Source organism: Pseudopedobacter sp., from assembly GCF_040392825.1.
Classification (GTDB): domain Bacteria; phylum Bacteroidota; class Bacteroidia; order Sphingobacteriales; family Sphingobacteriaceae; genus Pseudopedobacter.
This window is the reverse complement of the sequence record NZ_JBEBVH010000210.1, coordinates 1-7,034: the sequence shown is the minus strand read 5'-3', so window position 1 is coordinate 7,034 and position 7,034 is coordinate 1. Positions and strand designations below refer to the sequence as shown.

4 protein-coding genes are annotated in these 7,034 nt (G+C 38.5%); 2 read left to right on the top strand and 2 right to left on the bottom strand.

Annotated elements, in window-relative coordinates; genetic code table 11:
• Nucleotides 1-555 precede the first annotated feature (555 nt).
• Nucleotides 556-1,323: a rhamnogalacturonan acetylesterase gene (locus ABWO41_RS13600; RefSeq protein WP_353139004.1), complete on the bottom strand. Its 768-nt coding sequence runs from the start codon at nt 1,321-1,323 to the stop codon at nt 556-558.
• Entirely contained in the window at nt 1,320-2,075 is a 756-nt protein-coding gene (locus ABWO41_RS13595; protein WP_353139001.1) for a rhamnogalacturonan acetylesterase, read from the bottom strand. Before ABWO41_RS13595 ends, ABWO41_RS13600 begins: the two co-directional genes overlap by 4 nt.
• Nucleotides 2,076-2,362: 287 nt before the next feature.
• Here ABWO41_RS13595 and ABWO41_RS13590 point away from each other — a divergent pair, with 287 nt between their 5' ends.
• Nucleotides 2,363-5,614 carry a SusC/RagA family TonB-linked outer membrane protein gene (locus ABWO41_RS13590; protein ID WP_353138998.1) on the top strand — a complete coding sequence of 1,084 codons (3,252 nt, stop codon included), beginning with the start codon at nt 2,363-2,365 and terminating at the stop codon, nt 5,612-5,614.
• A gap of 12 nt (nt 5,615-5,626) precedes the next feature.
• Nucleotides 5,627-7,034: RagB/SusD family nutrient uptake outer membrane protein (locus ABWO41_RS13585; RefSeq protein ID WP_353138995.1), on the top strand; the 1,408-nt coding region annotated here is incomplete at its 3' end.

Sequence of the window (7,034 nt, the reverse complement as noted above, 5' to 3'; positions counted from 1 at the left end):
CGGACTTTCATGGACTTTTGCGGACTTTCACAGACTTCGGATGGTTTTATGAAATGAGGTGGTGTAATTTCAATAACGAAAACTAAATATAGACATCAATATCCAATAATAAAAATCAGGATAGCGACAATAATTCCCTTCCGGAGCAGCGGTCTCTCCACGAGGAACCCGCAATAAATAAAAACGTTTAGATACTGTGACAACTCTGTAGTAAACCAGAACCGAATTCTGTCTACCCTAACTGTACCTTTATTCCAACCATCATCACAACTGACTAAAACTCTTTTGGTTTGCGCAGGATCTTCTTTCTGAAAGACCCCGCTTGGACAGTATAACAAACCCGGACAGGGACAAATAATTGTCGTCCGAGCAGCGGTCTCTCAAAGAGGACCCTGCGATAAAGGAAATCCTTTTTGAACATATCGCAAAAAAGGAAAACCCAATGATAGAGAAGTTTAACGGTTCAAAGAAATCATAAGTTTGCACAGGGCCTGCGACAAAGAGCTGATTACCAAAATGATATTCAATTATGAAACATGCTGCAATAGTGCTAAATTACTTAAGATACTCTGTTACAGCCAGCTTCTGCTCTTTCATAGATTTTGCTGCTAATTCTGCAATCTTTCTTGCACCTTCAACACATAAATGGCTATCATCCTTTTTACCTTCCGGCAACTTGGAAAAACGCCCCGGTTCTATATGCAAAAACAGTTCTTTAGATTTCTCTATGCCATAGTTTTGAACCAATTCGGCGCTTAATTTATTAAGATCTACCAAAGGAACATTTAATTCTTTTGCAACAGCACGTACAGCAAGTATGTAATCGCCATAAGTATCTACCAGTTTACCATTCTTATCGAATTTACGCCTAACAATAGAAGTAAATAGTACAGGATTAGCGCCCAGCTTTTTCGACTCGTTCACATAATTTATCAGGTTTTGCTTATAGGTAGTCCAGGGATCAGTATGGCGTAAAGTATCCGGTTTCTGATCATTTCCTCCAAACATGATGAATACATAATCTCCAGGTTTTATCTGCGCTTTTACTTTATCCCAAAATCCCTCACCTCTAAAACTTTTCGAACTCCTTCCACTCCGGGCCGCATTGTTAATCCTGACACCAGGTTTTACAAATTCCGGCATCATTTGCATCCAACCCCTAATTGGGTAGCCTTCTCCTCCGAATTTATTAAGGTAACTCTCCTCAAAATTACACATGGTAGAATCTCCTATAGAGTGAATTACCGGTGTTTCCTTATACCATTTAAAAGCAAATAGTGCTATTAAGACTATAAATGCATATTTAATTCCTGTTTTTTTCATTTTACAAGGTATTTAGCTAATGGACTTTTTATTTCTTTAAGGCCCTGTGTGGCTAATTCTGCAACTTTCAGAGCGCCTGCTTCGCATAAATGGGTATCGTCTTTCTTTCCTTTAGGAAGTTTAGCTGTAACGCCCGGCTCGACATACATATACAGTTTTTTTGACTCTTCAGGACCAAGATTTTCTACCAATTCAGCAGTTTTTTTATTTAAGTCTATTAAAGGTACATTCATTTCTCTTGCGAGATCTCTGACTACCGTAACATATTCACCATGTGTGTCTACCAGTTTTCCACTTTTGTCAAAGTTTCTTCTTACGATAGAAGTCAATAAAATTGGATTCGCTTTTTTAGCTCTTACCTCATTTACATAGTTTCTGATATTCTCTTTAAAGGTTGTCTGCGGATCTGTATGACGCAGTGTATCTTCTTTTGAATCATTATGTCCAAATTGGATAAATACATAATCACCTTCTTTTACCCTGTTAATCACTTTGTTCCATAATCCTTCGCTTCTGTAAGATTTAGAACTACGCCCACTTGCCCCCTGATTCACAATATTTATAGATCCATCAAAAAATTGATCAACCATCTGCATCCAACCTCTACCCGGATAATTATCAGCAGTATTAGCCTTGCTCATGGTAGAATCACCAATGGAATAAAGTGTAATCTGATCTTTTTGCATATTGAATCCACACATAATCAAAAAGATTCCAATAAAAATCAGTCTTCTATCAAACTTACTCATCATAAAAACATTTAGGTTATTATTAATTAACTACTTAAATATCGGATACCTGATTCAAAAACCCGAAAAAAGTACCAATAGATTGTTTCAAAATCGCCGATAACGTTATCGGTAGCGTTTCCGAGAACGCTTGCATTAATTTTTTGGCGCTTTTAAATCACTTCCTCGTCAGAAAAATGTAATCTTGTTTTAACACACAGAGGACTGGCGGCAGTATCAGAAAACATCGGGACGAAAAATCTTAATGTTTTTCAAGTCTTTAAATAATTTGATAACCTATAAACTTATATATGATGCTAAAACTGCTTAAATTTATCGTTGTACTGGTCATTAGCAGCTCGGGGCTGTTACATGCTCAAACCAAAATAAAGGGTAAAGTACTAAGTAAAGGTGACAGTGAACCTTTAATTGGCGCCAGTGTAGGCATAAAAGGTGATACCCAGGGCACATTAACCGATCAAACAGGTAGTTTCACTTTAAATATTCCTGCCGGAAAAACCAATGTTATATTGGTCGCCAGATACATTGGATTTATTCCTCAGGAAGTTTCTTTAAAGGACCAAACAGAAATCAATTTCTTACTGGAAGAAGAGCCTTTACAGCTAAAAGAAGTTGTTGCAATTGGTTACGCAACTGTTGAACGTAAAGATTTAACTGGCTCTGTTTCTTCTATCAATGAAAAGCAACTCAAAGATATTCCCGTAAATTCTGCAGCCGAAGCACTTACAGGCCGTCTTGCCGGAGTTCAGGTAACTACATCAGAAGGAAGCCCGGGAGCAGAAGTACAGATAAAAGTACGCGGAGGTGGTTCCATAACACAAAGTAACGATCCTTTATACATTATAGATGGTGTACAGGTAGAAGACGGTCTGGCCAGCTTATCCCCTCAGGATATTGCTTCTGTAGATGTTCTGAAAGACGCATCAGCAACTTCTATCTACGGAGCAAGAGGCGCTAACGGAGTAGTAATTATTACTACTAAAGGCGGTAAAGAAATGAAAACACAGGTAAATTACAATAACATATTTGGTATAAAGACTCTTGCCAATAAGCTGGATGTGATGAAACCTTACGATTTTGTTCTTTACCAATACGAGCGTTCCAGAGGGTTAAGCAATACAGAGACTGCATTTGAAACCAGATATGGCACATGGGATAATATAGAACAATATAAACAGACTCCATTTATAGACTGGCAGGAAAGAACTTTTGGTAATGATGCCTTTATGCAGACCCATAATGTAAGTGTCGTTGGCGGAACCAAAGCAACACAATACAACCTGAGTGTAACCAGCAACAACGATGACGGGATTATGCTTAACTCCGGATTCGACAGAAAACTGGTAAATTTCAGATTCGACAACCGGGTAAGCAATAAGCTAAGAGTTGGCTTTAACGTAAGGTATACTAAACAAAATATTTTAGGAGCCGGTACTTCTGATGCAGGAGCCACCACCTATAATATGCTTCGACATACGGTTAAATACATGCCATTAAACATAGGCAATCTTTCGGAAGATGAAATTGACGAAAGTTATTATGAAGATACCAACACCGGAAATGCCATTGGTATCATCAATCCTGTTGCGTTAAGCAATGCCCAGTACCGAAACAGGGAAATGCAAATTACCAACCTTAATGGATACCTTAACTATAGCTTTAACAAACTTATCTCTTTTAGAAGCACATTGGGTGTTAATTATAACAGGCAAACGACGGAAAATTTCGAAGAGGGTATCACGTCACGGTCGAGGGTACTGGGAGCCCGTTTACCAATGGCTGGTGTACGTGATGCAGATAAAAACAGCTTCAATTTTTCTAATGTGTTAACATTAACTCCTAAAAAAATTAACGGTCACAAAGTAGACATATTATTGGGTAATGAGTTTTACAATATAGACTATAAAAGTTCGGAAGTACAATTGAAAAACTTTCCAGAAGGAATTACAGCTGAAAAAGCGTTAGGGCAATTATATCTGGGAACTTTACTGACCACACCCGTACTTTACCCTTTAACATACCAATCTGCAACAAGAACACTATCATTCTTTAACCGTACCAATTATAGCTATAAAGATAAGTTTCTGGCGACCTTCAGTTTTAGAACAGATGCTTCTTCAAGATTTGCAGAAGGTAACAGATGGGGTTATTTCCCTTCTGGTTCTGTTGCGTGGCGAATCTCGCAGGAAGATTTCATGAAAGATATCCCACTAATTTCTGATATGAAGCTACGCCTGAGCTACGGTTCTTCTGGTAACGATCGTATAGATGACTACCTGTTCATGAACGTATATACTGCGAGCGCAAAATATGCATTGAATGAAGAGATTATCCCGGGCTATGCTGTAGAGAATCTTGCCAATAAAAATCTGGTATGGGAAACCACCGTTTCGAAAAACATCGGATTAGATCTCTCTTTATTAAGAAACCGCATACAACTTACGGTAGATGCCTATCAGAACAAGGTACACGATTTATTAATCCTGGTTCCAATTCCATCTACATCTGGTTTTCCTAAACAATTGCAAAATATAGGCAGAACGGCTAACAAAGGGTTGGAATTCCAGATTTCGGCCACTCCGGTAATCAATAGAAACTTTAGCTGGAATGCTAATTTCAATATGGCTTTCAATAGAAATAAAATTGAGAAAATATCGGACAGGCAAAACTCCTATTTTGAAAACTCCGGCTTCGGTATATCCGGTCAGCCAGCGGATTATATCGTTCAGGTAGGACAACCTGTAGGTTCTATGTATGGTTTTGTATCTGATGGCTTTTATACTACAGATGATTTTGATTATGATGCTGCAACTTCAAGATATACGCTAAAAGCAGGTGTAACAGATGTTTCTGGTGCTATTGGTATTGCTCAACCAGGTTGGATGAAACTGAAAGATCTGGATGGCAACAATGTCATTGATGAGAATGATAAAACTATTATCGGAAATGCAAATCCCAAATTTACAGGAGGACTAAACCAGCAGTTCACTTATAAAAATTTCGACATGAGCATTTTTGTAAATTTTGTTGTTGGTAATGATGTATATAATGCCAACAAAATAGAATTTACAAATGCCTACAGTTCCTATGCCAACTCTTTGGATATGGTTTCCAATCGCTGGAAGACCATCGATCAAAGTGGTAACCGGATACAACAGGTAGAAACTATTGGCGGACAACAATATGTAACCGGGGTTGCACCTGAAATATTATCAGAAGTAAATAAAAATGCTTCTATGTGGATGCCAATTAGCGGTACAGGAGCATGGTATCCAACATCATGGGCGATGGAAGATGGATCTTTTTTAAGAATAAATAACATTACGCTCGGTTACACCCTCCCTACAAAACTTGTAAATCGTTTCAAAATTAATAAACTAAGGGTGTATGGAACAGTCAATAATCTGGCAGTATTTACCAATTACTCGGGCTATGATCCGGAGGCAAACACCAGAAGAGCTATACCTGTAACACCTGGAGTAGACTACGCAGCTTATCCTCGCAGCAAGGCATTCATATTCGGACTTAATCTCTCATTATAAAATTGATTCATAATGAAAAGAAAAACTTATTTATATCATTTTATAGCACTAGGCTGCTTGTTAATGATTGCAACGGCTTCATGTAAAAAATATTTAAACTTAGATCCTTCTTCTGCTTTTGATGAGAGTTATGTATTCAGTACGGTTCCTAATGCAACAAGTGCGGTTTTAGGTGCTTACGACAGGCTTGCCGGATTACAAGCCTATGGCAGTCGCTTGAGTCTAATGTATCCTTATGATAACGACGAAATGGTAGGTGTATTAAATACTACGGCTCCGGATAACAGCTCCAGAGATCTGTCAAGGTATAATGTACAACCAACCAATGCGCAACTGAAACTACCTTTTGAACAATTGTATTCGGGAGTAGAACGGGCTAATAGCTGCATTAAGAACATTCCTGCTATGGCATTATACCAAAATGGTTCTGAAGAAGAGAAGAAACAACTAAGAAGGCTGCATGGTGAGGCGCTGACTTTAAGAGCTCAGTTCTATTTAGAATTGGTCAGAAACTGGGGAGATATCCCCGCTCCTTTTGAGCCATCTATAGACCAGCCAGATTTATTTTTGGGAAGGACCGACAGAGATACCATTTATGACAGACTCATTGCAGACCTGGAAAAGGCAGCCGAGCTGGTACCCTGGAGAACTGAGGTAGCTTCTGACGAAAGAATAACAAAAGGTGCTGTGAAAGCACTAAGAGCAAGACTGGCACTTTACAGAGGCGGCTATTCTTTAAGGAGAGCTTCGGGAATTATGGAACGCAGACCCGATTACTTAAAATACTACAAGATAGCAAAGGATGAATGTTTTGACATTATGCAACGCCGTGATCAGCATACCCTTAACCCAAGTTTCGAAGCTGTATTTAAAAACGGTATTGATTCTTATCAAATAGACTCTTACGGGGAAGTTTTATTTGAAGTAGCTATGGGTCGCGAAACGGATAGTAACATTGGTTATTATGACGGTCCAAGATTTTACGTTCCGGGAAGCTCATCCTTATTAGGTAATGGTCAAATAAGAGTTATACCTACTTATTTTTACGATTTTGACTCTTTAGATGTAAGAAGAGATGTTACCTGTGCTCCTTATTACAACAGCCCTGAATATTATAAAACGGTGCAACCATTGCTAAATATGACCAGTGGAAAGTTCCGTTCGGACTGGATTACTCCAAGATTAAGCTCAGCAATACAGGCTACAGGGTTAAACTGGCCATTAATAAGGTTTTCTGACGTTTTACTCATGTTTGCCGAAGCTGAGAACGAGATAAATAACGGACCAACTGCAGATGCTATAGCTGCTTTTGAAGAGGTGAGAAAAAGAGGATTTGGTGGAAACAGCTCTTTAATAGGACCTACCCCAACTACTAAGAACGAATTTTTTGAAGCCATTATTAACGAACGATCTTTTGAAT